The 26,200-nt window shown below is 57.0% G+C and carries 27 protein-coding genes; 19 read left to right on the top strand and 8 right to left on the bottom strand.

Annotation, left to right across the window (positions count from 1 at the left end):
• Positions 1 to 8 precede the first annotated feature (8 nt).
• From qseE to glnB, 4 genes are all read left to right on the top strand, one after another.
• Positions 9 to 1,442, top strand: a complete 1,434-nt coding sequence (qseE, locus tag SK50_RS18735; RefSeq protein ID WP_181010116.1) for a two component system sensor histidine kinase QseE/GlrK — start codon at positions 9 to 11, stop codon at positions 1,440 to 1,442.
• Positions 1,439 to 2,191, top strand: coding sequence for a two-component system QseEF-associated lipoprotein QseG (gene qseG / locus SK50_RS18730; protein WP_015572149.1), 753 nt, complete (start codon positions 1,439 to 1,441; stop codon positions 2,189 to 2,191). Before qseE ends, qseG begins: the two co-directional genes overlap by 4 nt.
• Positions 2,188 to 3,525, top strand: a complete 1,338-nt coding sequence (glrR, locus tag SK50_RS18725; protein ID WP_015572150.1) for a two-component system response regulator GlrR — start codon at positions 2,188 to 2,190, stop codon at positions 3,523 to 3,525. Before qseG ends, glrR begins: the two co-directional genes overlap by 4 nt.
• 80 nt (positions 3,526 to 3,605) lie before the next feature.
• Complete coding sequence (glnB, locus tag SK50_RS18720) at positions 3,606 to 3,944, top strand: nitrogen regulatory protein P-II (RefSeq protein ID WP_003860685.1); 339 nt, start codon at positions 3,606 to 3,608, stop codon at positions 3,942 to 3,944.
• Positions 3,945 to 4,024: 80 nt separating this feature from the next.
• Here the strand turns inward: glnB and hmpA are convergent, their stop codons facing one another.
• Positions 4,025 to 5,215 (bottom strand): NO-inducible flavohemoprotein, encoded by a 1,191-nt coding sequence (gene hmpA, locus SK50_RS18715; protein WP_017383546.1) that lies wholly within the window; start codon positions 5,213 to 5,215, stop codon positions 4,025 to 4,027.
• 304 nt (positions 5,216 to 5,519) lie between these two features.
• Between hmpA and glyA the strand changes: the two genes are divergently transcribed.
• Complete coding sequence (gene glyA, locus SK50_RS18705; RefSeq protein WP_003860678.1) at positions 5,520 to 6,773, top strand: serine hydroxymethyltransferase; 1,254 nt, start codon at positions 5,520 to 5,522, stop codon at positions 6,771 to 6,773.
• Positions 6,774 to 6,826: 53 nt separating this feature from the next.
• On the opposite strand, the gene SK50_RS18700 is transcribed toward glyA, so the two are convergent.
• Entirely contained in the window at positions 6,827 to 7,249 is a 423-nt protein-coding gene (locus SK50_RS18700; protein ID WP_015572152.1) for a DoxX family protein, read from the bottom strand.
• Between the two features lie 172 nt (positions 7,250 to 7,421).
• On the opposite strand from SK50_RS18700, the gene SK50_RS18695 reads away from it, so the two are divergent.
• The gene (locus SK50_RS18695) at positions 7,422 to 8,561 is read left to right on the top strand and encodes a 3-phenylpropionate MFS transporter (RefSeq protein WP_045344296.1); all 1,140 of its coding nucleotides are present in this window, start codon (positions 7,422 to 7,424) and stop codon (positions 8,559 to 8,561) included.
• Here the strand turns inward: SK50_RS18695 and csiE are convergent, their stop codons facing one another.
• Entirely contained in the window at positions 8,562 to 9,839 is a 1,278-nt protein-coding gene (gene csiE / locus SK50_RS18690; protein ID WP_015572154.1) for a stationary phase inducible protein CsiE, read from the bottom strand.
• Between the two features lie 125 nt (positions 9,840 to 9,964).
• On the opposite strand from csiE, the gene SK50_RS18685 reads away from it, so the two are divergent.
• On the top strand, positions 9,965 to 10,603 hold the full coding sequence (locus tag SK50_RS18685) for a DUF1007 family protein (RefSeq protein WP_045344297.1): 639 nt from the start codon (positions 9,965 to 9,967) through the stop codon (positions 10,601 to 10,603).
• The gene (locus SK50_RS18680; RefSeq protein WP_045344298.1) at positions 10,594 to 11,574 is read left to right on the top strand and encodes a nickel/cobalt transporter; all 981 of its coding nucleotides are present in this window, start codon (positions 10,594 to 10,596) and stop codon (positions 11,572 to 11,574) included. Before SK50_RS18685 ends, SK50_RS18680 begins: the two co-directional genes overlap by 10 nt.
• 61 nt (positions 11,575 to 11,635) lie before the next feature.
• Here SK50_RS18680 and suhB read toward each other — a convergent pair whose 3' ends face one another.
• A complete protein-coding gene (gene suhB, locus SK50_RS18675; protein WP_003860668.1) occupies positions 11,636 to 12,439 on the bottom strand; it encodes an inositol-1-monophosphatase in 804 nt (267 codons plus the stop codon).
• Positions 12,440 to 12,571: 132 nt separating this feature from the next.
• On the opposite strand from suhB, the gene trmJ reads away from it, so the two are divergent.
• The 11 genes from trmJ (at position 12,572) to sseB (ending at position 21,369) form a co-directional block, all read left to right on the top strand.
• Entirely contained in the window at positions 12,572 to 13,297 is a 726-nt protein-coding gene (gene trmJ, locus SK50_RS18670) for a tRNA (cytosine(32)/uridine(32)-2'-O)-methyltransferase TrmJ (protein ID WP_015572157.1), read from the top strand.
• Positions 13,298 to 13,533: 236 nt separating this feature from the next.
• On the top strand, positions 13,534 to 14,025 hold the full coding sequence (iscR, locus tag SK50_RS18665; protein ID WP_015572158.1) for a Fe-S cluster assembly transcriptional regulator IscR: 492 nt from the start codon (positions 13,534 to 13,536) through the stop codon (positions 14,023 to 14,025).
• A 119-nt stretch (positions 14,026 to 14,144) separates the two neighbouring features.
• Positions 14,145 to 15,359 (top strand): cysteine desulfurase, encoded by a 1,215-nt coding sequence (gene iscS / locus SK50_RS18660; protein ID WP_003860663.1) that lies wholly within the window; start codon positions 14,145 to 14,147, stop codon positions 15,357 to 15,359.
• Between the two features lie 24 nt (positions 15,360 to 15,383).
• On the top strand, positions 15,384 to 15,770 hold the full coding sequence (gene iscU, locus SK50_RS18655) for a Fe-S cluster assembly scaffold IscU (RefSeq protein WP_003860661.1): 387 nt from the start codon (positions 15,384 to 15,386) through the stop codon (positions 15,768 to 15,770).
• Between the two features lie 13 nt (positions 15,771 to 15,783).
• Positions 15,784 to 16,107, top strand: coding sequence for an iron-sulfur cluster assembly protein IscA (gene iscA, locus SK50_RS18650; RefSeq protein ID WP_003860659.1), 324 nt, complete (start codon positions 15,784 to 15,786; stop codon positions 16,105 to 16,107).
• Positions 16,108 to 16,183: 76 nt separating this feature from the next.
• On the top strand, positions 16,184 to 16,699 hold the full coding sequence (gene hscB, locus SK50_RS18645; RefSeq protein WP_003860657.1) for a co-chaperone HscB: 516 nt from the start codon (positions 16,184 to 16,186) through the stop codon (positions 16,697 to 16,699).
• Positions 16,700 to 16,713: 14 nt separating this feature from the next.
• A complete protein-coding gene (gene hscA / locus SK50_RS18640; protein WP_048229811.1) occupies positions 16,714 to 18,564 on the top strand; it encodes a Fe-S protein assembly chaperone HscA in 1,851 nt (616 codons plus the stop codon).
• Between the two features lies 1 nt (position 18,565).
• Positions 18,566 to 18,901, top strand: coding sequence for an ISC system 2Fe-2S type ferredoxin (fdx, locus tag SK50_RS18635; RefSeq protein ID WP_003860652.1), 336 nt, complete (start codon positions 18,566 to 18,568; stop codon positions 18,899 to 18,901).
• Between the two features lies 1 nt (position 18,902).
• The gene (gene iscX, locus SK50_RS18630) at positions 18,903 to 19,103 is read left to right on the top strand and encodes a Fe-S cluster assembly protein IscX (RefSeq protein ID WP_003860650.1); all 201 of its coding nucleotides are present in this window, start codon (positions 18,903 to 18,905) and stop codon (positions 19,101 to 19,103) included.
• Between the two features lie 61 nt (positions 19,104 to 19,164).
• Positions 19,165 to 20,451 carry an aminopeptidase PepB gene (gene pepB, locus SK50_RS18625; protein ID WP_017692916.1) on the top strand — a complete coding sequence of 429 codons (1,287 nt, stop codon included), beginning with the start codon at positions 19,165 to 19,167 and terminating at the stop codon, positions 20,449 to 20,451.
• A gap of 141 nt (positions 20,452 to 20,592) precedes the next feature.
• Positions 20,593 to 21,369, top strand: coding sequence for an enhanced serine sensitivity protein SseB (sseB, locus tag SK50_RS18620; RefSeq protein ID WP_017692917.1), 777 nt, complete (start codon positions 20,593 to 20,595; stop codon positions 21,367 to 21,369).
• Positions 21,370 to 21,386: 17 nt separating this feature from the next.
• Here the strand turns inward: sseB and SK50_RS18615 are convergent, their stop codons facing one another.
• The 4 genes from SK50_RS18615 to SK50_RS18600 all read right to left on the bottom strand — a co-directional run bounded on the left by SK50_RS18615 (position 21,387) and on the right by SK50_RS18600 (position 26,016).
• Positions 21,387 to 22,157, bottom strand: a complete 771-nt coding sequence (locus SK50_RS18615; protein WP_017692918.1) for a MurR/RpiR family transcriptional regulator — start codon at positions 22,155 to 22,157, stop codon at positions 21,387 to 21,389.
• Positions 22,157 to 23,002 carry a 3-mercaptopyruvate sulfurtransferase gene (gene sseA / locus SK50_RS18610; protein WP_017383536.1) on the bottom strand — a complete coding sequence of 282 codons (846 nt, stop codon included), beginning with the start codon at positions 23,000 to 23,002 and terminating at the stop codon, positions 22,157 to 22,159. Before sseA ends, SK50_RS18615 begins: the two co-directional genes overlap by 1 nt.
• An 89-nt stretch (positions 23,003 to 23,091) precedes the next feature.
• A complete protein-coding gene (locus tag SK50_RS18605) occupies positions 23,092 to 24,459 on the bottom strand; it encodes a 6-phospho-alpha-glucosidase (RefSeq protein WP_017692919.1) in 1,368 nt (455 codons plus the stop codon).
• Positions 24,460 to 24,471: 12 nt separating this feature from the next.
• The gene (locus SK50_RS18600) at positions 24,472 to 26,016 is read right to left on the bottom strand and encodes a PTS transporter subunit EIIC (RefSeq protein ID WP_017692920.1); all 1,545 of its coding nucleotides are present in this window, start codon (positions 26,014 to 26,016) and stop codon (positions 24,472 to 24,474) included.
• Positions 26,017 to 26,200: the final 184 nt, after the last annotated feature.

The raw sequence follows: 26,200 nt of genomic DNA, 5'->3' as shown, positions 1-26,200 counted from the left end.
GTAATGTGTTGAAACGCTGGCCCGCTTTCCCTCGCTCCCTGCGACAGCTCGTTATGATGGCCTTCCTGCTGATCCTGCTACCTTTACTGGTTCTGGCGTGGCAGGCATGGCAAAGCCTGAATGCGTTAAGTGCCCAGGCGGCCCTGACTAACCGCACCACGCTTATTGATGCCCGCCGTAGCGAGGCAATGACCAACGCCGCGCTGGAGATGGAGCGTAGCTATCGCCAGTATTGCGTGCTGGACGACCGCACGCTGGAGAGGGTTTATCAGAACCAGCGTAAACGCTACAGCGAAATGCTGGATGCCCATGCCGGGGTCTTGCCGGATGACAAACTCTATCAGGCGCTGCGTCAGGATCTGAACGATCTGGCGCAGCTCCAGTGCAAAAACAGCGGTCCTGATGCCGCCGCCGCCGCCCGACTTGAAGCCTTCGCGAACGCCAATACGGAGATGGTGCAGTCCACCCGTACGGTTATCTTTTCCCGTGGGCAGCAACTCCAGCAGGAGATTGCCGAGCGCGGCCAGTTCTTCGGCTGGCAGGCGCTGGTGCTGTTCCTCGTCAGCCTTGGGCTGGTACTGCTCTTTACCCGCATGATTATCGGCCCCGTAAAGGGGATCCAGCGGATGATTAACCGCCTGGGGGAGGGCAAATCTCTCGGGGATACGGTTGTTTTTAAAGGCCCGCGCGAGCTGCGCTCGGTCGGTCAGCGTATCATCTGGCTTTCTGAACGCCTGGCGTGGCTGGAATCGCAGCGTCATCAGTTCCTGCGCCATATCTCACACGAACTCAAAACACCGCTGGCCAGTATGCGTGAAGGCACGGAGCTGCTGGCAGACGAAGTAGCGGGGCCGTTAACCCCTGAGCAAAAAGAGATCGTGGCGATTCTGGATGCCAGTAGCCGCAATTTACAAAAACTTATTGAACAACTGCTGGACTATAACCGCAAGCTGGCGGATGGTGCTGTGGTGCTTGAAAGCGTTGAGATTGAACCGCTGGTGGACATGGTGATCTCCGCCCATAGCCTGCCAGCAAGAGCTAAAATGATGCATACCCAGGTGGATCTCAATGCACCTTCCTGCCTGGCAGAGCCGATGTTGTTAATGAGCGTACTGGATAATCTTTATTCCAATGCGGTGCACTATGGTACTGAATCCGGTACCATTTATATCAGAAGCAATAACAACGGTTCGCGGGTATTTATTGACGTAGCGAATACGGGAAGCCCGATTCCGGATGATGAAAAAACGATGATCTTTGAGCCCTTCTTCCAGGGGAGTCATCAGCGAAAAGGTGCGGTAAAAGGAAGTGGTCTGGGGCTGAGTATTGCCCGCGACTGCATACGACGCATGCAGGGTGAGCTTCACATCGTGAGTGATGAACGCGCCGATGTCTGTTTTCGTATCGAACTGCCTCTTGAGCCGGAAAAATCAATGAAATGAATAACAACCTGGTGAGTATGTCACACGTCTTTTACCGCGCACTGCGCGCGGTGTTTTCCAGCAAAAATGTGCGCCTGAGCCTGCCCTGCTTACTGCTGGCCGGCTGTGTAACCCATGCGCCGAAAAGTGCAATTAGCCACAAACAGGAAGATAAATGGCCGCAAAAACAGCTGGCCGATTTCCTTTCAACACGTTGCGATGATATCTGGAACCTGTCGGGGCGTGATGTTGAATCCAATCCGCTGTTCTGGCTGCGCGGAATAGACTGCGCCCAGCGGCTGGCGCCCGCCGAGGCCCGTGCCCAGGCGGCGATGCTGGTGGACGATACCTGGCAGGACGCGTTTAAACGTGGGATCGTGATGGCGGATGCCAGAATCACGCCTGTCGAACGCCGCGCCAACGTGACGCGGCTGGATACTTACGTGATCAATATTCCCCCGCAGGTGCGCCCGGTCTATCAGCTCTGGCGGGATGGACAAACCCTGCAATTACAGCTGTCTGAAGAGCGTTTCCGCTACAGTAAATTGCAGCAGTCGAGCGACAGCGAGCTTGATGCGCTTCGCCAGCAGCAGGAGTCGCTGCGCGAGCAGCTGGAAACCACCACCCGCAAGCTCGAAAATCTGACCGATATCGAAAGACAGCTCTCGACGCGTAAGCCGGCAGGCAGCTATCTGCCCGATGGGTCGAAAGGCAACTCTGCCACGACGCCAGACAGTGAGACGCCGAAACAAGAGGATGTGAAGCCATGACAAGCCGTAAACCTGCCCATCTGTTACTGGTGGATGACGATCCCGGGCTGTTAAAGCTGCTGGGAATGCGTCTGGTCAGCGAAGGCTACAGCGTGGTCACCGCTGAAAGCGGGCAGGAGGGGCTGAAAGTGCTCAGCCGCGAGAAAATCGATCTGGTGATCAGTGATTTGCGCATGGATGAAATGGATGGCCTGCAACTGTTCACGGAGATCCAGAAGCAGCAGCCCGGGATGCCGGTGATTATCCTCACCGCTCACGGATCTATTCCTGATGCGGTGGCCGCGACGCAGCAGGGGGTATTCAGCTTCCTCACCAAACCAGTGGATAAAGACGCCCTCTATAAAGCAATCGACAGCGCCCTTGAGCATGCGGCGCCATCCGGCGACGACGCCTGGCGTGAATCCATCGTGACGCGTAGCCCTGTGATGCTGCGCCTGCTGGAACAGGCGCGGATGGTGGCGCAATCCGACGTTAGCGTGCTGATCAACGGCCAGAGCGGGACCGGGAAAGAGATCCTGGCCCAGGCGATCCACAACGCCAGCCCGCGCAGTAAAAATGCCTTTATTGCCATCAACTGTGGCGCGCTGCCGGAACAGCTGCTTGAGTCTGAGCTCTTCGGCCATGCCCGCGGTGCCTTTACCGGCGCGGTGAGCAGCCGTGAAGGGCTGTTCCAGGCGGCTGAGGGGGGCACGCTGTTTCTTGATGAAATTGGCGATATGCCCGCGCCGTTGCAGGTCAAACTGCTGCGCGTGTTGCAGGAGCGAAAAGTGCGTCCGCTTGGCAGCAACCGCGATATCGATATCAACGTGCGTATTATTTCCGCTACCCATCGCGATTTACCCAAGGTGATGGCGCGCAACGAGTTCCGCGAAGATCTTTACTATCGACTGAATGTCGTCAACCTGAAAATCCCGGCGCTGGCCGAGCGTGCGGAAGATATCCCGCTGCTGGCAAATCACCTTTTGCGCCAGGCCGCTGACCGCCACAAACCGTTTGTGCGCGCGTTCTCCACCGATGCGATGAAACGCCTGATGACCGCAAGCTGGCCGGGCAACGTACGCCAGCTGGTGAACGTGATTGAGCAGTGCGTGGCGCTGACGTCATCGCCGGTGATCAGCGATGCGCTGGTGGAGCAGGCGCTGGAGGGGGAAAACACGGCCTTGCCGACCTTTGCGGAAGCGAGAAACCAGTTCGAGCTGAACTATCTGCGTAAGCTGCTGCAAATCACCAAAGGCAACGTGACCCACGCGGCGCGCATGGCCGGGCGTAACCGTACCGAGTTTTATAAATTGCTCTCACGCCACGAGCTAGAAGCGAACGATTTTAAAGAGTAATACCGCAAAATTCGCCTGAATATGATACTGTGAGCAACCGATTACGAGGCTGCTTACTGGCAAGAGTTTAAGGACCCACCATGAAAAAGATTGATGCGATTATTAAACCTTTCAAACTGGATGATGTACGTGAAGCGCTGGCAGAAGTAGGCATCACCGGGATGACCGTAACTGAAGTGAAAGGTTTTGGTCGTCAGAAGGGCCACACCGAGCTATACCGTGGCGCAGAGTACATGGTGGACTTTCTGCCGAAAGTGAAAATCGAGATCGTGGTGAGCGATGATATCGTCGATACCTGTGTGGATACCATCATCCGCACGGCGCAGACCGGTAAAATTGGCGACGGGAAAATCTTCGTCTTTGACGTGGCGCGCGTGATCCGTATCCGTACCGGCGAAGAAGACGACGCGGCGATTTAACATTCTTGCCGGGTGGCGCTGCGCGTACCCGGCCTAAAAAACCCTTCGTAGGCCCGTGCAAGCGCAGCGCCGCCGGGCGATTACAGCACTTTATGCGGGCCGAAACATTCGTAATGAATGTTGTCTTTATTCACGCCCAGGTCTACCAGCTGCTTCGCGGCATACTGCATAAACGCTACTGGCCCACAAACGTAGAACTGCATCCCCGGTGCGCTGAACGCCCCTTCATGCTGCCCTAAATTCATCAGGCCTTCGCTGTCGAAACGAGCCGCTGCGCGGTCTGCCTCCGTCGGCAGGCGATACCAGGTATGCGCGGTGAAACGCGGCAGGGTCGCTCCGAGCGCTTTGACTTCATCCGCAAAGGCGTGCACATCACCGTTCTCCGCCGCGTGGAACCAGTTAACCTGCGCGCTGTGGTTTGCTTTCGCCAGCGTATCCAGCATCGCCAGCATTGGCGTCTGACCTACGCCTGCGGAGATCAGCGTCACCGGGGTATTCGTTTCAACGGCCATAAAGAAATCGCCCGCCGGTGCCGCCAGATGGACCACGTCGCCCACGCTGGCTTCGTTATGCAGCCAGTTGGATACCTGACCGCCTTCCTCACGTTTAACCGCAATGCGATAGCCTTTGCCGTCTGGCTTGCGGGTCAGGGAGTACTGGCGAATCTCCTGGTGCGGGAAGCCTTCAGGCTTCAGCCAGACGCCCAGATACTGGCCCGGCTGGTAATCGGCAACCGGCTGACCGTCCACTGGCTCAAACTCAAAGCTGGTGATCAGTGCGCTGCGCGGGGTTTTCTCAACGATGCGGAAGGCGCGCGTGCCTTCCCAGCCGCCATTCTTGCTGGCGTTTTCGCTGTAGATCTGCGCTTCACGGTTGATGAATACGTTTGCCAGTACGCCATAGGCCTTACCCCAGGCATCCAGTACCTCCTGGCCCGGGCTGAACATTTCGTCCAGGGTTGCCAGCAGGTGACTGCCGACGATGTTGTACTGCTCAGGTTTGATCTGGAAGCTGGTGTGCTTCTGCGCGATTTTTTCCACCGCAGGCAGCAGAGCCGGCAGGTTTTCGATGTTGCTGGCATAGGCGGCAATAGCGTTAAACAGCGCTTCGCGCTGATCGCCGTTACGCTGGTTGCTCATGTTGAAAATCTCTTTGAGCTCCGGGTTATGCGCGAACATGCGATCGTAGAAATGGGCGGTCAGTTTAGGACCCGTTTCAACCAGCAGGGGGATTGTGGCTTTCACGGTAGCGATGGTTTGGGCGTCGAGCATAGCAGCTTCCTTCTGATGTTACTTTAATGATGTATTTTGGATGCATCTTATAAAAATACCCCTGCAATGTAAATGGTTCTTTGCATCGTGAAAAATATGCATCACAAAGCTGAAAAGAAATCCGTTGAAAATGGCGAGAGCTTTATTGCTCAAACCCTTGCGTGGCGTGGAGGTAAACGTTTGCGTAAAATCGTTTGTCAAGACCTGTTATCGCAGAACTATTCAGTTATACTGTTGCCCGTCGTCCAACAGGACTGCCTTTTCAGGCCAAAAATTTACTTGTTAGCTGAGTCAGGAGATGCGGATGTTAAAGCGTGAAATGAACATTGCCGATTATGATGCCGAACTGTGGCAGGCTATGGAGCAGGAAAAAGTACGTCAGGAAGAGCACATCGAACTGATCGCCTCCGAAAACTACACCAGCCCGCGCGTGATGCAGGCGCAGGGTTCTCAGCTGACCAACAAATATGCTGAAGGTTATCCGGGCAAGCGCTACTACGGCGGTTGCGAATACGTTGATATCGTTGAGCAGCTGGCGATTGACCGTGCGAAAGAACTCTTTGGCGCTGACTACGCGAACGTCCAGCCGCACTCTGGCTCTCAGGCTAACTTCGCTGTTTACACCGCGCTGTTGCAGCCGGGCGATACTGTTCTGGGTATGAACCTGGCGCAGGGCGGCCACCTGACTCACGGCTCCCCGGTTAACTTCTCTGGCAAACTGTACAACATCATCCCTTACGGTATTGATGAGTCCGGTAAAATTGACTATGAAGACATGGCGAAGCAGGCCAAAGAGCACAAGCCGAAGATGATCATCGGTGGCTTCTCTGCTTACTCCGGCATCGTTGACTGGGCAAAAATGCGTGAAATCGCTGACAGCATCGGTGCGTACCTGTTCGTCGACATGGCGCACGTTGCCGGTCTGATTGCGGCAGGCGTTTACCCGAACCCGGTTCCACATGCGCACGTTGTGACCACCACTACCCACAAAACCCTGGCGGGTCCACGCGGTGGTCTGATCCTGGCGAAAGGCGGTGACGAAGAGCTGTACAAAAAGCTGAACTCCGCCGTGTTCCCAAGCGCCCAGGGCGGCCCGCTGATGCACGTTATTGCCGCGAAAGCCGTCGCGCTGAAAGAAGCGATGGAGCCAGAGTTCAAGGTTTATCAGCAGCAGGTTGCTAAAAACGCCAAAGCGATGGTGGAAGTGTTCCTGAACCGTGGCTACAAAGTGGTCTCTGGCGGGACTGAAAACCACCTGTTCCTGCTGGACCTGGTTGATAAGAACCTGACCGGTAAAGAAGCTGACGCAGCCCTCGGTCGCGCCAACATCACCGTGAACAAAAACAGCGTGCCAAACGATCCGAAGAGCCCGTTCGTGACCTCCGGTATCCGTATCGGTTCTCCGGCCGTAACTCGCCGTGGCTTTAAAGAAGCGGAAGTGAAAGAGCTGGCGGGCTGGATGTGTGACGTTCTGGACAACATCAATGACGACGCGGTTATCGAGCGCGTTAAAGGTAAAGTGCTGGACATCTGCGCACGCTTCCCGGTTTACGCATAATTCTCTGCGTCGCAGAACTGAAAAAGGCCGCTCATGCGGCCTTTTTTTATGGGCTAACGTCGGTCGAGGGAGATGGCCCCCGGCCCGGTAATCGCCAGCAAAATAAAGCCGCCAGCGATACTTACATTTTTGTAGAAGTTAATCATATTTGGCAGAACCGCATCGCCCGTCATATCCCAGTAGTGGTGACCAATCACCGCCGTTCCCAGCGTATAGAAGACAAAGATCACCGCGAGGGGGCGGGTGAAAAAGCCCAGCACAATCAGAATCGCGGCGGGGACTTCCATCACCACCGCAACAATGGCGGCCAGCATGGGCATGGGGGCGCCGAGCGACGTCATATACTGAACGGTGCCGCTAAACCCCGTCAGCTTGGGATAACCGAAAATAATAAACAGGACCACAATAGCAATGCGGGCAATTAAAAGCAGGAAAGAACGAGAGGAGCCGAAATCGAAATAACGTAAGTTGTTCATGGCAAACGACCTCTTCAGGCGATGTTCTTTAAACGTAATACAATTTTGCCGCTCTCGCCATACGCCGACCGGCTGTCCATGATGTTAATTTATCGTTAATTTATAGCGCGCTAACGACTTGCTAAAGTCAGGGATTAACGCCAGACTATCGCCTCCATTTCGGGAGGGATTCATGGCCTTGCATTCCACGCGCTGGCTGGCGCTCAGCTATTTCACCTATTTCTTTAGTTACGGTATTTTTTTGCCTTTCTGGAGCGTCTGGCTCAAGGGAATTGGTCTGACGCCTGAGACCATTGGCATCCTGCTGGGCGCGGGGCTGGTGGCACGTTTCCTGGGTAGCCTGCTGATTGCGCCCCGCGTCAGCGATCCCTCCTTACTGATTAAAGCGGTGCGAATTCTGGCCCTGCTGACGCTGGTCTTTGCGGCCTGCTTCTGGGTCAGCCATCAGTTTGCCTGGCTGATGGTGGTAATGGTTGGCTTTAATCTGTTCTTCTCCCCGCTGGTGCCGCTGACGGATGCCCTGGCGAACACCTGGCAAAAGCAGATCACCATGGACTATGGCCGCGTGCGCCTGTGGGGATCGATTGCCTTCGTGATCGGCTCTGCGCTGGTCGGGAAACTGGTCAGCCTCTATGACTATCGTGCCATTCTGGCGCTGTTAACGCTCGGCATCGCCTCGATGCTGCTCGGTATGTTGCTGCGTCCGTCGGTGATGCCGCAGGGCGAAAGCCGCCATCAGGAGAGCGCTGGCTGGCCCGCCTGGCGCTCGCTGGTGGCGCAAAGCTGGCGTTTCCTGGCCTGCGTCTGTCTGCTCCAGGGGGCACATGCGGCCTATTACGGCTTCAGCGCCATCTACTGGCAGGGGGCGGGCTACTCGGCTTCTGCGGTAGGCTACCTGTGGTCGCTCGGCGTGGTGGCGGAGGTCATTATCTTCGCGCTGAGCCAAAAACTTTTCCGTCGTTTCGGGGCGCGTGACCTGCTGCTGCTTTCCGCCGTTTGCGGCGTGGTGCGCTGGGGCATCATGGGCTGGACGACTGAGCTGCCGTGGCTGATTGTGGCGCAAATTCTGCACTGCGGAACCTTCACCGTGTGCCATCTGGCGGCGATGCGCTACATCGCGGCGCGAGAGGGTGGGGACGTTATTCGTCTTCAGGCGGTCTATTCAGCGGTGGCGATGGGCGGCAGTATTGCGGTGATGACCGTATTTGCCGGTTTCCTCTATCAGCACCTGGGGCACAGTGTGTTCTGGGTGATGGCGCTGGTCGCTTTACCTGCCATCGTCATCCGCCCAAAGGTGGCTGCTCGCTCGTAACTATGATTCGAGCATAACGCGAATATGTTCCTGCTGCTGCGTGTTCAGGGCCTCAACGGCATGAATGAGCGGCGGCGAGAACAGCGGCAGGGCGGTTGGATAAGGCGTAATGACCAGCGCCGCCTCGCGGGGGGCGCCCTCCTTCTTAAACGCCTCCAGGCTAAGATAACGAATATTGAGCGGCAGCAGCGTCAGCTCGCGAAGCTGCTGCTCAATTAACGCTTCGCAGGCTTTATCTTCCCCCGTTAACAGGACCACCTGTTTTTCATGCAGGTCGGTCTCCTGCATCAGCCAGGCACCAAAAATCACCGCCACCAGAGCCATCTCTTCACCGGAGAATCGCAGACCAAATTCGGCTTCCAGCTCAAACAGCGCCTCTTTAGTGGTGCGCAGCAGCCGGGGGTATAAACGGTGGATCTCTTCCGGCAGACTGTTGTCGATGCCGATGTCAAATAAGGAGCGGTCCAGCGCCTGAGCCAGATGAATATAAAGCTGATCGGTCAGCCCTTGCTCATCGCTGAAGTTCATCCCGGTTTGCGCCCGGAAACGGGCAATCATACGCACGATGGCGCGACGCAGGCGCTGATCCTGCTGGTGTTTATCCATCACCGGGTCGGGTGTGCGAAGCATCATAAACAGCAGCGCCAGGAACAGCTGTTCATCGCTATGCGTTCCCTGCGGGACGCGCCGTTTCCAGTGGCGGACAATTTCCTGCGCCGTAAAGTATTCCCCTCGGGACTGCGTCCAGCTGCGCTGAACGGGCGAAAACTCTGGCGTATTGCCCAGATGATGCTGAATCAGACAATATTGCAGATAAAGCTGTAAAAACTGTACGTCGCGGGACTCAAACTGGCGCTGAAGCTTGCGCGCACAAAAGTTGATAAGCGCCCGAAGGTTCGCATCGTCATAAAGCGGGCGGGCAATGCCGTGCTGTTTAAGCGCGGTTTTTAAGGCAGGGGTAAACTGTTGGGCGACAAAATGTGGACAGAGCCGAAGCGCCCTGCGCAGCCAGTGCAGCAGGCACAAACGTTGATTCAGGGCGGAACCCTCAATTCGGTAGCAGCCATCATGGTGCGTGACGATATCAAGCCGATGATAGCGCTGGATTTCATCGCGCGTCTCGGCTATATCTTGCCGTGCCATGACGTCGTCCACGCCGTTGGCAGCGATTATGCTCTGTGCGGTGATGGCAGCATCGGGCAGGTAAAGCATCAAAAGCACCTGGCAGCGGCGCTGCGAACTGGAAAGCACAGATGGAATTTCAAGCGTCGTCATCATCTGTCGGGTATCCAGTGTGAATGTTTGATAAGAATAGCTAAAGGATGGGCGCTGAAAAGCGCACCGGCAGGCCTTTCACTCAGGATTGCTGGCGAACATCACAGAATTTTTGACGTGAGGAACAGATGCAAATAGTTAAACAAAGCGCGGTAGCGTTATTTTTGGCGGTTTTCACTTTCGCCGCCGGCGCACATCCTCACAGTTTTATCAGCCTGAAAACCGAACTGGTGACGGACGGCACGCAGCTCAGTGGCCTGAAGATGCGCTGGACGATGGATGAAATCACCTCCGCCGACCTGCTGTACGATGCCGGAAACGCAAAGCCTGGCGATGAGATCTGGAAAAAGCTGGCGGCGGAAGTGATGGCCAACGTGCTGGGTCAGCACTACTTCACCGAGTTCTGGCACAACGGACAAAAGGTGAAATTTCTTAACCGTCCCACGGAGTACGGCATGACCCGCGACGGTCATCAGGCGGTGCTGACCTTTATCCTTCCGCTGGCGCACCCTCAACCGCTGGCCGGGCAGAAGTACAGGTTTTCCACGTTTGACCCAACCTACTATGTCGATATGCGCTATGACAATGACAGCGACGTACGGCTGCCGGACGCGCTGCAAAAAAGCTGCAAAATTGCCGTGCACACCCCGAAACCCAGCGAAGAGATGCTGAACTTTGCCGTTTCTCTTGATAAAGAGGATGCGCCCCCCGAAGACATGGAGTTAGGTAAACAGTTTGCGCAGGAGGTGACGTTACAATGTCAGTGATCTCCTCTCCCGTCAGTAAGCCGCGTCGCTGGCTGCACCTCTGGCCTCTGGCGCTCTTTTTGTTGTTTGCGGTTGGCGGCGCGCTCTGGCTGTGGCAGGCATGGCCGCAGGTGATGATGAAAAGCATCCTCTGGCAGCGGGAAGTTAATCAGCAGATGAGCGGTCTGCTGAAAGCCGTGGCGGAAAATCCGACCAAAGCGGGCGGCGCTCTTCTGGCGTTCAGCTTTATCTATGGCGTGCTGCATGCCCTGGGACCGGGGCACGGCAAAATCGTCATCACGACCTGGCTTGCCACGCATCCGTCGAAGCTGAAATCGAGTATCGGCCTGACGCTGGCTTCTTCTTTACTTCAGGGCGGTGTGGCGATTGCGCTGGTCGTGGTCGTCCTTTCGCTGCTACAGCTGCCGGCCCGCCAGCTGCATATGAGCAGCTTCTGGCTGGAGAAGGGGAGTTACGCGCTGGTAGGCGTGCTGGGGCTGATCCTCTGCTGGCGGGCGCTGAAAAAATTGCGCGCGTTGCTGCGAAAACCAAAATTCAAATCCTTTACACCGCATCACGTTCACCATGAAAACTGCGGGTGCGGGCATCAGCATCTGCCGACGCAGGAACAATTACAGAACAGTGAGGACTGGCGTGCGCGCCTGATGATTGTTCTCTCCATGGGGATGCGTCCATGCTCGGGCGCAATCATGGTGCTGTTGTTCAGCAAAGTGACAGGCGTATTTGGCTGGGGCATGCTCTCGGCGCTGGCGATGGCGGCGGGAACGTCTCTGACGATCTCTTCGTTAGCCCTGCTGGTGCACAGCTTTCGTCAGCTGGCGGTAAAACTCAGCGGCAATAAAACGCCGGTATTGTGGCGACAGGTTGGCTGGACAACGCTTGCGCTGGCGGGCGGGGTGATTCTGCTGGTGGCTGCGGTGACAATGTGGATGAGTGCGGTGCCGGTGGGTAGGGGGGTGCGGCCTTTCTAGCCGTATCTGAGGCGTGTTGTAGGCCCGGTAAGCGTGGCGCCACCGGGCTTAACAGACTGAATTAACGCTTCAGCGCATCGCTCAGTTCATCACGCATGTTTGCCAGCATGGCTTTAACAACGCGCGGGTTACCTGCAACGATGTTGCCGGTAGACATATAGTTATGGCCGCCGGTGAAGTCGCAAACAATCGCGCCTGCTTCACGAGCGATCAGCTCGCCCGCCGCGAAGTCCCACGGCTTCAGTGACAGCTCAAAGTAACCGTCAACGCGGCCGGTTGCGACGTAGGCCAGATCCAGTGCAGCAGAGCCGGTGCGACGGAAGTCCGCGCATTCGGTGAACAGCTTGCCCAGGATATTCATATAAGTGGTTGCGTGCTGCTTCGCCTTGAACGGGAAGCCGGTCGCCAGAATCGTGCCGTCCAGATCGCGTGCATTGCTGCAACGCAGACGGTAGCCGTTCAGCTGCGCGCCCTGACCGCGGGTCGCGGTGAACAGTTCGTTACGCATTGGATCGTAAACAACGGCGACTTCAGTACGGCCTTTGATGCGTACTGCGATAGACACAGAGAAGTGTGGCAGGCGTTTGACGAAGTTGGTGGTGCCATCCAGTGGATCGATAACCCATTGAACATCCTGATCGGTACCTTCATGTTCACCGCTTTCTTCGGTGATGATGGTGTGCTGCGGGTAAGATTTGCGAATCGTTTCGATAATAATCGCTTCTGCGGCTTTATCGACGTTCGTCACGAAATCATTGCTGCCTTTCTGGCTGGTTTCTACGGAGTCTGGGGTTTCGTAGTGTTTGGCAATTACATTACCCGCCTTGCGCGCTGCGCGCACGGCGATGGTCAGCATCGGATGCATCGGTCTCTCTCACTGGATGTTAAAGAACAGGAAAATCGGCGCAGAGTATAGCAGCGGGATCGGATTATGTCTCTCGTTTATGATAATATGCCCGAATATTCTTCAGACACTGAATCCAGACATTTAAAAATTATGCTGCAAAACATTCGAATCGTGCTGGTCGAAACATCGCACACCGGCAACATGGGCTCTGTGGCCCGCGCTATGAAAACCATGGGCTTAACGAACCTGTGGCTGGTGAATCCGCTGGTGAAACCAGACTCTCAGGCTATTGCTCTGGCGGCCGGCGCCAGCGACGTGATCGGGAATGCGCAGATCGTGGACACCCTGGATGAAGCTCTGGCCGGTTGCAGCCTGGTGGTGGGGACCAGCGCGCGCTCCCGTACGCTGCCCTGGCCGATGCTGGACCCGCGCGAATGCGGCCTGAAAAGCATCTCAGAAGCGGAACAGGCGCCGGTTGCGCTGGTGTTTGGCCGTGAACGTGTTGGCCTGACCAACGAGGAATTACAGAAGTGCCACTATCACGTGGCGATTGCCGCCAACCCGGAATACAGCTCGCTGAATCTGGCGATGGCGGTGCAGGTGATTGCCTATGAAGTGCGCATGGCATGGCTGGCGACGCAGGAGAAACCGGTCGAACCTAAAGAAGAGACGGCCTACCCGCTGGTGGACGACCTCGAGCGCTTCTACGGTCATCTGGAACAGACGCTGCTCTCAACCGGCTTTATCCGTGAAGGCCACCCGGGCCAGGTGATGAACAAGCTGCGCCGTATGTTCACCCGCGCGCGTCCGGAAAGCCAGGAGCTGAACATCCTGCGCGGGATTCTGGCGTCGATTGAGCAGAAGAATAAAGAGTAGATCCGTCTGTTCGCCGGGTGGCGCTGCGCTTACCCGGCCTACAAAGCCCGTAGGCCCGTGCAAGCGCAGCGCCGCCGGGCAAAAAATACGGCACAGAAGGTTAAATACCTGACTAAAACAGTCAAGTAAATAGTTGACCAATTTAGTCAGGAATGTCAGACTTGGCCCTGCTATGCAATACCCCCATTTTACAATAAAAAACCCCGGGCAGGGGCGAGTTTGAGGTTAAGTAAGACATGAGACTGACATCTAAAGGGCGTTATGCCGTGACCGCGATGCTGGACGTTGCGCTCAACTCCGAAGCGGGCCCGGTTCCGTTGGCTGATATTTCTGAACGACAAGGGATTTCCCTCTCTTACCTGGAACAGCTGTTCTCCAGACTGCGTAAAAATGGACTGGTGTCCAGCGTTCGTGGCCCGGGCGGCGGTTATCTGCTGGGTAAAGACGCAGGCAGTATTGCGGTTGGCGAAGTGATTAGCGCCGTTGACGAATCCGTCGACGCGACCCGTTGCCAGGGTAAAGGCGGCTGCCAGGGCGGCGATAAGTGCCTGACCCACGCGCTGTGGCGCGATCTGAGCGACCGTCTGACCGGCTTCCTGAACAACATCACCCTGGGTGAACTGGTGAATAATCAGGAAGTTCTGGACGTGTCGGGTCGTCAGCAAAGCCATGAATCACAGCGCAGCACCCGTTCGCAGGACGCAATCGACGTTAAACTGCGCGCGTAATAAAAAGATAAGTATTTCAGAATCAGGCCGGGGCGTTAGCTCGCCCCGTGTACTCGGTCGTACATCCAGCCGGTTGCCTGATTCCTTGCATTGAAGCGATGTACGGAGTTTATAGAGCAATGAAATTACCGATTTATCTCGATTACTCCGCAACCACGCCGGTGGACCCGCGTGTTGCCGAGAAAATGATGCAGTGTCTGACCCTGGACGGAAACTTTGGTAACCCAGCTTCCCGTTCTCACCGTTTTGGCTGGCATGCTGAAGAGGCGGTTGATATCGCCCGTAATCAGATTGCTGACCTGGTTGGTGCCGATCCGCGTGAAATTGTTTTCACCTCCGGCGCGACCGAATCCGACAACCTGGCGATCAAAGGTGCTGCCAACTTTTATCAGAAAAAAGGCAAGCACATTATCACCAGCAAAACCGAACACAAAGCCGTGCTGGACACCTGCCGTCAGCTGGAGCGTGAAGGGTTCGAAGTGACTTACCTGGCGCCGCAGAGCAACGGGATCATCGACCTGAAAGAGCTCGAAGCGGCCATGCGTGATGACACCATTCTGGTTTCCATCATGCACGTTAACAACGAAATCGGCGTTGTGCAGGACATCGCAACCATCGGCGAAATGTGCCGTGCGCGCGGCATCATCTACCACGTGGATGCGACCCAGAGCGTGGGCAAACTGCCTATCGACCTGAGCCAGCTGAAAGTGGACCTGATGTCCTTCTCCGGTCACAAAATCTATGGTCCGAAAGGTATCGGCGCGCTGTACGTTCGTCGTAAGCCACGTATCCGCATCGAAGCACAGATGCACGGCGGTGGTCACGAGCGCGGCATGCGTTCCGGTACGCTGCCTGTTCACCAGATCGTGGGCATGGGCGAAGCGTATCGCATCGCGAAAGAAGAGATGGAAACCGAGATGGCACGCCTGCGTACGCTGCGTAACCGTCTGTGGGACGGCGTGAAAGATATGGAAGAAGTGTATCTGAACGGCGATCTCGAGCAGGGCGCGCCAAACATCCTCAACGTCAGCTTCAACTATGTTGAAGGCGAGTCGCTGATCATGGCGCTGAAAGACCTGGCGGTTTCTTCCGGTTCTGCCTGTACGTCTGCAAGCCTGGAGCCATCCTACGTGCTGCGCGCGCTGGGTATGACTGACGAGCTGGCACACAGCTCTATCCGTTTCTCTTTAGGTCGTTTTACTACCGAAGAAGAGATTGACTACACCATCAAACTGGTTCGTAACTCCATTGGCCGTCTGCGCGACCTTTCTCCACTGTGGGAAATGTTCAAGCAGGGCGTGGATCTGAACAGCATTGAATGGTCACATCACTAATCGGTATATAAGGAGAATTTAATCATGGCATACAGCGAAAAAGTTATCGATCATTACGAAAACCCGCGCAACGTTGGCTCTTTTGACAACAGCGATGAATCTGTCGGTAGCGGTATGGTTGGCGCGCCAGCGTGTGGCGATGTGATGAAGTTGCAGATTAAAGTCAACAATGAAGGTATCATTGAAGACGCGCGCTTCAAGACCTACGGCTGCGGTTCTGCTATCGCTTCCAGCTCCCTGGTCACCGAATGGGTGAAGGGCAAGTCTCTGGACGAAGCACAGGCAATCAAGAACACGGATATTGCTGAAGAACTCGAACTGCCGCCGGTGAAAATTCACTGCTCAATTCTGGCAGAAGACGCGATCAAAGCCGCCATTGCGGATTACAAAAGCAAACGTGAAGCAAAATAATTGAGGTTTGAGTATGTCGATTACCCTTAGCGACAGCGCTGCCGCGCGAGTAAGCTCTTTTCTGGCGAACCGTGGTAAAGGCTTTGGCCTGCGACTGGGCGTACGTACCTCCGGCTGTTCTGGTATGGCTTACGTACTGGAGTTTGTTGACGAACCGGCGTCTGATGACACCGTGTTTGAAGACAAGGGCGTGAAGGTGGTGGTCGATGGCAAAAGCCTGCAATTCCTCAACGGCACTCAGCTGGACTTCGTAAAAGAAGGCCTGAACGAAGGGTTCAAATTCACGAATCCGAACGTCAAAGACGAGTGTGGTTGCGGCGAAAGCTTCCACGTTTAACCGCGCGTCATCCGAAACCCCACCGTGGCTTTGCTACGCGTGGGGTTTGTTCTAACAGGCTACCCCTGAGATTGTTATGGATTACTTCACTCTCTTCGGACTACCCGCTCAATACCCGATCGATCTCCAGGCGCTGACGGTCCGTTTTCAGGATCTCCAGCGTCAGTACCATCCGGATAAATTCGCCAGCGGGACGCAGGCAGAGCAGCTGGCTGCGGTATCACACTCCGCAACCATCAACCAGGCCTGGCAAACGCTGCGTCATCCGCTGGCGCGTGCAGAATATCTGCTCTCGCTCCACGGTTTCGATCTGGCGAGCGAACAGCATACCGTGCGCGACACCGCCTTTCTGATGGAACAGCTGGAGCTGCGCGAAGAGCTGGATGAAATTGAACAGGCTAAAGACGAAGCGCGCCTGGAAAGCTTTATCACGCGCGTAAAGGGCATGTTCGATACCCGCCATCAGCAGATGGTGGAGCAACTGAACAATGAGACCTGGGACGTGGCGGCAGACACTGTGCGCAAACTCCGTTTTCTCGATAAACTGCGAAGCAGTGCTGAACAACTCGAAGAAAAGCTGCTCGATTTTTAATTTCGGAAGCAATTATGGCCTTATTACAAATTAGTGAGCCAGGCTTAAGCGCCGCACCGCACCAGCGTCGTCTGGCGGTCGGTATTGACCTGGGCACCACCAATTCCCTCGTGGCGACCGTGCGCAGCGGCCAGGCGGAAACGCTGGCTGACGAGCAGGGCCGCCATCTGCTGCCTTCCGTGGTCCACTACCAGCAGCAGGGTCACGCGGTCGGGTTTGATGCCCGCGCTAACGCCGCGCGCGATCCGGCCAATACCATCAGCTCGGTTAAGCGCATGATGGGCCGCTCGCTGGCTGATATCCAGACCCGTTACCCGCATCTGCCGTATCAGCTACAGGCCAGCGAAAACGGCCTGCCGATGATCGCGACGTCTGCCGGTCTGCTGAACCCGATTCGCGTTTCCGCTGACATCCTCAAAGCGCTGGCGGCGCGCGCCACGGCGACACTCGGCGGCGATCTGGACGGCGTGGTAATCACCGTTCCGGCCTACTTCGACGATGCACAGCGTCAGGGCACCAAAGACGCTGCGCGTCTGGCGGGCCTGCATGTGCTGCGTCTGCTGAACGAACCGACGGCGGCGGCCATTGCCTACGGCCTCGATTCCGGTCAGGAAGGGGTGATTGCGGTTTACGATCTCGGCGGCGGGACGTTTGATATCTCAATCCTGCGCCTGAGCCGCGGCGTGTTCGAAGTGCTGGCGACCGGCGGGGATTCCGCGCTCGGCGGCGATGACTTCGACCATCTGCTGGCAGACTACATCCGCGAGCAGGCGGGCATAAGCGATCGCAGCGATGCGCGCGTACAGCGTGAACTGCTGGATGCGGCCATCGACGCCAAAATCGCCCTGAGCGACGCGCAGTCGGTCACGGTTAACGTTGCGGGCTGGCAGGGTGAGATCACCCGCAATCAGTTCAGCGAACTGATTGCGCCTCTGGTTAAGCGTACCCTGCTGGCCTGCCGTCGCGCATTGAAAGATGCGGGCGTGGGGGCCAGCGAGGTGCTGGAAGTGGTCATGGTTGGCGGCTCAACCCGCGTGCCGCTGGTGCGCGAGCGCGTGGGCGAATTCTTTGGCCGCACGCCGCTGACCTCCATCGACCCGGACAAAGTGGTTGCCGTGGGCGCCGCTATCCAGGCCGATATCCTGGTCGGCAACAAGCCGGACAGCGAAATGCTGCTGCTGGACGTCATTCCGCTGTCGCTGGGTTTAGAAACCATGGGCGGCCTGGTGGAGAAAGTCATTCCGCGTAATACCACCATTCCGGTGGCGCGCGCGCAGGAGTTTACTACCTTCAAAGACGGCCAGACCGCGATGTCCATCCACGTGATGCAGGGCGAGCGCGAGCTGGTGCAGGACTGCCGCTCTCTGGCGCGCTTTGCGCTGCGCGGAATTCCGGCGCTGCCGGCGGGCGGGGCGCATATTCGCGTCACCTTCCAGGTGGATGCGGACGGCCTGCTGAGCGTCACGGCGATGGAAAAATCCACCGGCGTGGAATCGTCCATCCAGGTGAAGCCGTCCTACGGCCTGACCGATGGCGAAATCGCCTCCATGATTCAGGACTCAATGAGCTACGCCGAGCAGGATGTGAAGGCGCGTATGCTGGCCGAACAAAAAGTGGAAGCCGCCCGCGTGCTGGAAAGCCTGAACGGGGCGCTCGCTGCCGATGCCGCGCTGTTAAGCGCCGCTGAGCGCCAGGTCATTGACGAGGCTGCCGCACGCTTAAGCGCAGTGGCCGAAGGCAATGACGCTGACGCAATAGAAGAAGCCATTAAAAACGTTGATAAACAAACCCAGGACTTCGCTGCTCGCCGCATGGACAAATCTGTCCGCGTCGCGCTGAAAGGCCAGTCCGTGGACGAGGTTTAATATGCCAAAGATTGTAATTTTGCCTCATGCGGACCTCTGTCCGGATGGCGCTGTTCTGGAAGCGAAGACCGGTGAAACCATTCTCGATGTAGCCCTGCGTGCAGGTATCGAAGTGGAACACGCCTGTGAAAAATCCTGTGCCTGCACAACGTGCCACTGCATCGTGCGTGAAGGTTTCGACTCGCTTGCAGAGAGCACCGAAGACGAAGACGACATGCTGGACAAAGCATGGGGTCTGGAGCCCGACAGCCGCTTAAGCTGCCAGGCCGCGGTGACCGATGAAGATCTGGTCGTAGAGTTCCCACGTTACACCATCAACCACGCACGCGAGCATTGATATGGGACTGAAGTGGACAGACAGCCGTGAAATCGGCGAGGCGCTCTACGACGCGAACCCGGATCTCGATCCGAAGACCGTACGATTCACCGATATGCATCAGTGGATTTGCGATCTGGAAGATTTTGACGACGATCCAAACGCATCCAATGAAAAAATTCTGGAGGCGATTCTGTTAGTCTGGTTAGATGAAGCAGAATAGATAACATAAACGGGCTGCCTTCAGGCGGCCCGTTTGCTAGTTGCTAATAAGGATAAATAAAATGACCGAAGCGATGAAGATTACGCTCTCCACGCAGCCAGCCGACTCACGCTGGGGCGAAAAAGCCACCTACAGCATCAACAACGACGGTATTACCCTGCACCTGACGGGCAATGATGATTTGGGCCTGATCCAGCGCGCCGCGCGTAAAATTGACGGCCTTGGCATTAAGCATGTGTCGCTGGAAGGCGAAGGCTGGGACACCGACCGCAGCTGGGCGTTCTGGGCAGGCTACAAAGGCCCGAAAGGCACCCGCAAAATCGAGTGGACGAACCTCGACGAAGCCAGTCAGAAAGAGCTGGAAAGCCGCCTGCAAATTATCGACTGGGTGCGCGACACCATCAACGCCCCGGCGGAAGAGTTAGGCCCTGAGCAGCTGGCGCAGCGCGCCGTCGACCTGCTGTGCGGCGTGGCGGGCGACAAGATGTCTTACCGCATCACCAAAGGTGAAGACCTGCGCGAGCAGAACTACATGGGCATCCACACCGTGGGCCGTGGCTCCGAGCGTCCTCCGGTCCTGCTGGCGCTGGATTACAACCCAACCGGCGATAAAGAAGCGCCGGTCTTTGCCTGTCTGGTCGGAAAAGGCATCACTTTCGACACCGGCGGCTACAGCCTGAAGCAGAGCGCGTTCATGGACTCCATGAAGTCCGACATGGGCGGTGCGGCCACCATCACCGGCGCGCTGGCGTTCGCCATCACCCGTGGCCTGAACAAGCGCGTGAAGCTCTACCTGTGCTGCGCGGACAACATGGTGAGCGGCAACGCCTTCAAGCTGGGCGACATCATTCGCTACCGCAACGGTAAAAACGTTGAGGTGATGAACACCGACGCCGAAGGCCGTCTGGTGCTGGCCGATGGCCTGATCGACGCCTCTGCGCAGAAGCCGGAGCTGATTATCGACATGGCAACCCTGACCGGCGCGGCGAAAACGGCGCTGGGTAACGACTATCACGCCCTGTTCAGCTTCGACGACAAGCTGGCCGATCGCCTGCTGGCCAGCGCGGCGGCGGAAAACGAACCGTTCTGGCGTCTGCCGCTGGCCGAGTTCCACCGCAGCCAGCTGCCGTCCAACTTCGCCGAGCTGAACAACACCGCGAACGCAGCGTACCCGGCGGGGGCAAGCACCGCAGCAGGCTTCCTGTCTCACTTCGTTGAGAACTACCATGAAGGCTGGCTGCACATTGACTGCTCCGCAACCTACCGTAAAGCGGCGGTTGAGCAGTGGTCTGCGGGTGCGACCGGTCTGGGCGTGCGTACCGTGGCGAACCTGCTGACGGCTGAGTGATCTTTTTTGCCGGGTAGCGCTACGCTTACGCGCGCCTTCGGAGTCATCATATTGCCCGGCGGCGCTGCGCTTGCACGGGCCTACGGTTTTGTAGGCCGGGTAAGCGAAGCGCCACCCGGCGTTTTTTGAAGTAGCCAAACTATGTCAGAAACCAAAAACGAATTAGAAACCCTGCTGGAGCAGGCGGCGACCGAACCCGCCCACCGTCCGGCCTTTTTCCGCACGCTGCTGGAATCCACCGTCTGGGTGCCGGGCACCGCGGCGGAAGGGGAGCAGGTTGTCGAAGACAGCGCGCTGGATCTGCTGCACTGGGAGAAAGACGACGGCACCTCGGTGATCCCGTTCTTTACTTCGCTCGAGGCCTTGCAGGAAGCGGTAGAAGACGAACAGGCGTTCGTGGTGATGCCGGTGCGCACGTTGTTCGAAATGACCCTGGGGCAGACGCTGTTCCTCAACGCCAAACTGCCGACCGGGAAAGAGTTTACTCCGCGCGAAATCAGCCACCTGATTGGTGACGAGGGCAACCCGCTCAGCACTCAGGAGGTGCTGGAAGGGGGCGAAACGCTGCTGCTGTCTGAAGTGGCCGAGCCGCCCGCGCAGATGATTGACTCCCTGACCACGCTGTTTAAAATCATCAAGCCGGTAAAACGCGCGTTTCTCTGCTCCATCAAAGAGAGCGCTGACGAAAAGCCTGTTCTGCTGATAGGGATTGAGGCCGACGGCGATATCGACGAGATCATCCAGGCAGCGGGAAGCGTGGCAACCGACACCCTGCCGGGCGATGAGCCGATTGATATCTGTCAGGTGAAGAAAGGTGAGAAGGGGATCAGCCACTTTATTACCGAGCACATCACCCCGTTCTACGAGCGTCGCTGGGGCGGCTTCCTGCGCGATCTCAAGACCAACCGCATTATCTGATTACGGCGGGGTGACCTTCACCCCGTTGCTTCCAGCAGCAGTAAATCCATCAGCAGCACCAGATTCGACTCAAACGACGTTACCCCTGCGGCTTCGGCGGCGAAATGTACCGCTTCGTCATAGAGGGCAAAATGCACGTCCGCCATACCCGCCAGCGTATTGGCCGACGCGCGGGTAAACGCGACGATCGTCATGCCGACGTTTTTGGCGATCCGCGCTTTATCCAGTACCTGCTCCGTTTCGCCGCTGCGTGAAACGGCAATAAACACCTGATAGCGCGCGGCGTTGCTGAGAAAAATATTCCGGCTGTCTCCCGGCCCGGAGATGAACGCCGTTTTTCCCAGCACCTGCAACTTCTTGGTCAGGTACTCGGCAAAAAGGTACGAAAACCCGGCGCCGTAGAGAAAGAAGCTCTCTTTCTGGCGCAGCAGGCTGGCAAACTGCTGGCGTTTGTCCTGAGTGACCCACTGGAAGGTCTGCTGATAGTTGGCAACGAACCGGGTAAAAAGCCCGGGCATTTCCGCATGTTGCTCAGGCTGTACGGTGATATGCGGCGTGTCAGAAAGCAACTGCTTGCAGTGCCAGATAAACTCGCTAAAGCCGCTAAACCCCAGCTTCTGACACAGCCGCATAATCGTCGCGGTAGAGACAAATGTCGCCTGCGCCAGCTCGCGCACCGTGATGTTGCCCACCAGCAATGGATGCTCAGTGAGGTGGGCGAGGACGCGATACTCCGCGCGGGTCAGCGACGATCCGCGCGTTAACAGCGTTGCCAGGCGGTTATCCATTATTTCGCCGGTTCAACCGGCAGATCGTCCCGTGCACCCCATTCACTCCAGGCGCCGTCGTACAGAGTCACGTCATTCGCGCCAAGGGTTGCCAGCGCCAGGATCACCACGCAGGCCGTCACGCCGGAGCCGCAGCTGGCAATAACCGGACGATGCAAATCCACGCCCTGACGTTCAAAAATGGCACGCAATTCATCGGTGGTTTTCAGCTCGCCTTCAAACACCAGATCGCCCCACGGTACGTTCAGCGCCCCCGGGATATGTCCGCGTTTCAGTCCCGGACGCGGCTCGTCCGCTTCTGCGTTGAAACGTGGAGCGGGACGCGCATCGACGATTTGCGCCGTGTTTTCGTGGCTCACGACCAGCACGTCGGTCAGGCGCTTGACCACGTTAGCGTCAAACGTGGCATCAAATTCCCCTTCCGGCAGCGTGACGTCACCCTGCTGAAGCGGTAGTTCGTCGCGCTTCCAGCCTGCAAGTCCGCCCGCCAGAATCGATACCTTTTCCACGCCGAAGTTTTTCAGCATCCACCACGCTCGCGGCGCGGAAAACAGATTACCTTCATCGTAAACAACAAGATGTTTATCTTTGCTGATGCCCAGCTCGCGCATCGCCACGGAAAACGCTTCCGGGCGAGGCAGCATGTGCGGCAGGGGAGAGGTGTGATCGGAGAGGGCTTCGATATCAAAAAATACCGCGCCAGGCAGGTGCCCTGCACGGTATTCAGCGGGAACGTCACGATGCTCCTGGCCCGGAGGGGCCATGCGCGCGTCGATAATCTGAACTTCCGGGTCGTCGCCGTGCTCAATCAGCCAGTCGGCAGCGACAAAATATGAGGTGGACATGGTTGCCTCCATTCTTTTCCGTAAAAAAGGATTGTCGGTGTTTTTTCTGACACCGACAAGCTAACCACGTTCAACTCGCGAGCAAGCCCCTATTTTTTCACCGCTTCACCGTCCTGCCAGGCCTTTTGCAGCGCAGGCCAGTAGTCGCGGTTGGCTTCGATCATCTCATCCAGAATCGCTTTCGCGTGCTCCATGGTCGGCACGGTGCGGTTCAGAGTAAACGCCTGCAACGCTTTCTCGTAGCTGCCTTCGATGGTTGCCTCAACCAGCAGCTGTTCAGAGGCCAGCTGCTGTTGCAGGAGCGTCTGGTGGAACAGCGGCACTTGACCCACGCGGACAGGCTCCGGCCCTTCGGAGGTGATATAGGCAGGCACTTCCACCACCGCATCGTACGGCAGGTTGGTAATCGCCCCGCGGTTTTCCACCATCACCAGATGGCGTTGGCGCAGGTTGAACGCCAGTGAGCAGGCGACATCGACGATAAATTCGCCGTGAACACCTACGTGGAAGGCGTCCGGTAAAATTCCGGTGCGCTGGTACTCTTCGGCGGCGGCAAACAGCTTTTTCTCACGCCCGTTCATCACTTCGTTGGCGCGGGTATAGTCAGGGTTCTGATGCTCCACAATCTGGTTTGGCATCAGGTAGTACTGTAGATACGGGTTCGGCAGGTACTCCGGGAAGTTATCCATAATCGGCTTGATGTTGCGCCAGGTTTTCACCCACGACGGATCCGAGTGCTGCGGGTCGGTTTTCGCGGCATCTTCCGTCAGCAGGCCAAACTTCGCGATATGTTTACGCAGCTCCGGCAGCTTGTCCTCGCCGTCCACCCGCACGCGGGTAAACCAGCCGAAATGGTTGAGGCCAAAATAGTCCACCTCCAGTTTATGGCGATCCACGCCCAGAATGGCGCCCATATTGCGCATCGCGGCAACCGGCATATCGCAGATGTTCAGCACGCGTGCGTTGGGGCGCAGGCGACGCACGCCCTCAGCGACAATCGCCGCCGGGTTGGAGTAGTTCACGATCCACGCCTTTTCGTGCGCGTAGCGTTCCACCCGATCGATCAGCTCTACCATCGGCAGGATAGTACGCAGGCCATATGCCAGCCCGCCGGGTCCGCAGGTTTCCTGGCCGACCACCCCGTGGCGCAGCGGGATCTTTTCATCCTGCTCGCGCATTTTGTACTGTCCGACGCGCATCTGGGCAAAAACAAAATGCGCGCCGCTGAAGGCCACTTCTGGGTCGCTGGTGACGGTGAATTTGATGCTCTGGCTGTGGTCGCGAATAACCTTCTCCACCACGGGCGCAATGGTGTTCTGGCGCGCCTCGTCAATGTCATACAGGCGGATCTCTGCCAGAGGGAAATCATGCAGACGTACCATCAGGCTTTTCACAATACCTGGCGTGTAGGTGCTACCGCCGCCGGCAATCGACAGAATAAATGGGGGTGTAAACATCTTTAGCTCCTTTCAGAGAAACGTCTCAACGGCTTCTCGCATTTTTTTGACATGCAGCCCGTAGACCACCTGAACGTTGTTACCTTGTTTGATTATCCCTTTCGCGCCGGTCGCTTTCAGGCGCGGTTCATCGATGATAGCGACGTCCTTCACCGTGACGCGTAAGCGGGTGTAGCAGTTATCCACTACCTCTATATTTTCCCGACCGCCCAGACCCACCACGATGGATTCGCCCAGCTCGTCGTTATTGCCCTTCGCCTGGTACTCCTGCTTGCTGTAAAGGCGTGTCTCCTGGTCCTCATCTTCACGCCCCGGCGTTTTCATGTTGAAGCGCAGGATCAGGAAGCGGAATACCACGAAATAAAGGGCGAACATGATCAGCCCGACCACGATGTACATGGGCCAGTTGGACTTCTCCGTGCCGAGCGGCAGGTTGTAGAGGATGAAATCGATAATCCCGTTGGCGCCGATGGCGTGAACGCCAAACAGCGAGAACAGCATCATGCCGATGCCGGTCAGCACCGCATGCACCACGAACAGCAGCGGGGCGACGAACAGGAAGGAGAATTCAATCGGCTCGGTTACGCCGACCAGCAGCGAGGTCAGCGCCGCCGGGATCAGAATCGCTTTCGCAATCGCTTTACGCTCTGGCTTCGCGGTCATGTACATCGCCAGCGCGGCGGCAGGAAGGCCGAACATCTTGCTGATGCCGCGCGCATCCCACACCACGGTACTGCTGAGCTGCTTCACGTCCGGGCAGGCCATCTCGGCGAAGTAGATATTGCGCGCGCCCTGATAGGTTGCGCCACACACCTCCTGCGTACCGCCCAGTTCGGTATACAGGAACGGCGTATAGACCAGATGATGCAGGCCCGTCGGCACCAGAATGCGTTCAAGGAAACCGTAGATCGCCACGCCAAACGGACCGGACCCTTTGATCGCCAGCGCCAGAGCGCTTATTCCATGCTGTGCGTACGGCCAGAGTTCGCTCATGACCACGCCGAGCAGCATAGAGACAGGCAGCATCACAATCGCGACAAAGCAGTGACCGGAGTAAATCGCCATCGCGCCGTTAAACTGGACACCGGAATATTTGTTGTACAGATAACCGGAGAGCGCCCCGGTCAGGATCCCGGCGAAAACGCCCATCTCCAGCACCTGGACGCCCAGCACCATGCTTTGTCCGGCGGCTTTCATCTGTTCCGCAGGGGCCAGTTCTCCCTGAAGCTGTAACGTCACGTTCATCGCGTTAATGAATACGATAAAGGTCACCAGCCCAATCAACGCCGCGTAGCCTTTGTCTCGTGTTGCCAGTCCAATGGGGATCCCGACGGCAAACACCAGCGCCAGGTTGACCAGCACCGACACGGCAGATTTGGCGATCAGCTGGCCGACACTCTGGATCAGCGGGTGGCCGAGAAACGGCAGGTACTCGGCCAGATTGCCGTTACCCAGTACATTCCCGAAGGCGATAAACAGGCCGACGATGGGTAAGATAAGTACAGGTCCGTACAATGATTTTCCGAAATTTTGTAGGGCGTTCACGGCTCGTTTCATGGCTTTCTCTCTTATTGAACCGCGCACTCGGGGTGCGTCATGGTCATAAAACTAGCAGGCCTGATGCGAGCTTATCCAGCTATCTTCTTGTTTTAAAAACAAATGACGCGAAAGGTAACATGTTACGTTATGCGCTGTGATCGCCGTTCCATCACGGTTTGGCTGCGTGATGCCATTCTGCGAG

This window comes from Enterobacter sp. BWH64 (assembly GCF_001037645.1).
GTDB lineage: Bacteria > Pseudomonadota > Gammaproteobacteria > Enterobacterales > Enterobacteriaceae > Enterobacter > Enterobacter hormaechei_C.
Note: the sequence above shows the minus strand (reverse complement) of the source record. Positions and strands in the feature narration are given on the sequence as shown.

Excerpts from the sequence above, each read along its gene's own strand:
- qseG (WP_015572149.1), top strand. The coding sequence starts at position 1,439 with ATGAATAACAACCTGGTGAGTATGTCACACGTCTTTTACCGCGCACTG.
- glrR (WP_015572150.1), top strand. The coding sequence starts at position 2,188 with ATGACAAGCCGTAAACCTGCCCATCTGTTACTGGTGGATGACGATCCC.
- glnB (WP_003860685.1), top strand. The coding sequence starts at position 3,606 with ATGAAAAAGATTGATGCGATTATTAAACCTTTCAAACTGGATGATGTA.
- hmpA (WP_017383546.1), bottom strand. The coding sequence starts at position 5,215 with ATGCTCGACGCCCAAACCATCGCTACCGTGAAAGCCACAATCCCCCTG.
- glyA (WP_003860678.1), top strand. The coding sequence starts at position 5,520 with ATGTTAAAGCGTGAAATGAACATTGCCGATTATGATGCCGAACTGTGG.
- SK50_RS18700 (WP_015572152.1), bottom strand. The coding sequence starts at position 7,249 with ATGAACAACTTACGTTATTTCGATTTCGGCTCCTCTCGTTCTTTCCTG.
- SK50_RS18695 (WP_045344296.1), top strand. The coding sequence starts at position 7,422 with ATGGCCTTGCATTCCACGCGCTGGCTGGCGCTCAGCTATTTCACCTAT.
- csiE (WP_015572154.1), bottom strand. The coding sequence starts at position 9,839 with ATGATGACGACGCTTGAAATTCCATCTGTGCTTTCCAGTTCGCAGCGC.
- SK50_RS18685 (WP_045344297.1), top strand. The coding sequence starts at position 9,965 with ATGCAAATAGTTAAACAAAGCGCGGTAGCGTTATTTTTGGCGGTTTTC.
- SK50_RS18680 (WP_045344298.1), top strand. The coding sequence starts at position 10,594 with ATGTCAGTGATCTCCTCTCCCGTCAGTAAGCCGCGTCGCTGGCTGCAC.
- suhB (WP_003860668.1), bottom strand. The coding sequence starts at position 12,439 with ATGCATCCGATGCTGACCATCGCCGTGCGCGCAGCGCGCAAGGCGGGT.
- trmJ (WP_015572157.1), top strand. The coding sequence starts at position 12,572 with ATGCTGCAAAACATTCGAATCGTGCTGGTCGAAACATCGCACACCGGC.
- iscR (WP_015572158.1), top strand. The coding sequence starts at position 13,534 with ATGAGACTGACATCTAAAGGGCGTTATGCCGTGACCGCGATGCTGGAC.
- iscS (WP_003860663.1), top strand. The coding sequence starts at position 14,145 with ATGAAATTACCGATTTATCTCGATTACTCCGCAACCACGCCGGTGGAC.
- iscU (WP_003860661.1), top strand. The coding sequence starts at position 15,384 with ATGGCATACAGCGAAAAAGTTATCGATCATTACGAAAACCCGCGCAAC.
- iscA (WP_003860659.1), top strand. The coding sequence starts at position 15,784 with ATGTCGATTACCCTTAGCGACAGCGCTGCCGCGCGAGTAAGCTCTTTT.
- hscB (WP_003860657.1), top strand. The coding sequence starts at position 16,184 with ATGGATTACTTCACTCTCTTCGGACTACCCGCTCAATACCCGATCGAT.
- hscA (WP_048229811.1), top strand. The coding sequence starts at position 16,714 with ATGGCCTTATTACAAATTAGTGAGCCAGGCTTAAGCGCCGCACCGCAC.
- fdx (WP_003860652.1), top strand. The coding sequence starts at position 18,566 with ATGCCAAAGATTGTAATTTTGCCTCATGCGGACCTCTGTCCGGATGGC.
- iscX (WP_003860650.1), top strand. The coding sequence starts at position 18,903 with ATGGGACTGAAGTGGACAGACAGCCGTGAAATCGGCGAGGCGCTCTAC.
- pepB (WP_017692916.1), top strand. The coding sequence starts at position 19,165 with ATGACCGAAGCGATGAAGATTACGCTCTCCACGCAGCCAGCCGACTCA.
- sseB (WP_017692917.1), top strand. The coding sequence starts at position 20,593 with ATGTCAGAAACCAAAAACGAATTAGAAACCCTGCTGGAGCAGGCGGCG.
- SK50_RS18615 (WP_017692918.1), bottom strand. The coding sequence starts at position 22,157 with ATGGATAACCGCCTGGCAACGCTGTTAACGCGCGGATCGTCGCTGACC.
- sseA (WP_017383536.1), bottom strand. The coding sequence starts at position 23,002 with ATGTCCACCTCATATTTTGTCGCTGCCGACTGGCTGATTGAGCACGGC.
- SK50_RS18605 (WP_017692919.1), bottom strand. The coding sequence starts at position 24,459 with ATGTTTACACCCCCATTTATTCTGTCGATTGCCGGCGGCGGTAGCACC.
- SK50_RS18600 (WP_017692920.1), bottom strand. The coding sequence starts at position 26,016 with ATGAAACGAGCCGTGAACGCCCTACAAAATTTCGGAAAATCATTGTAC.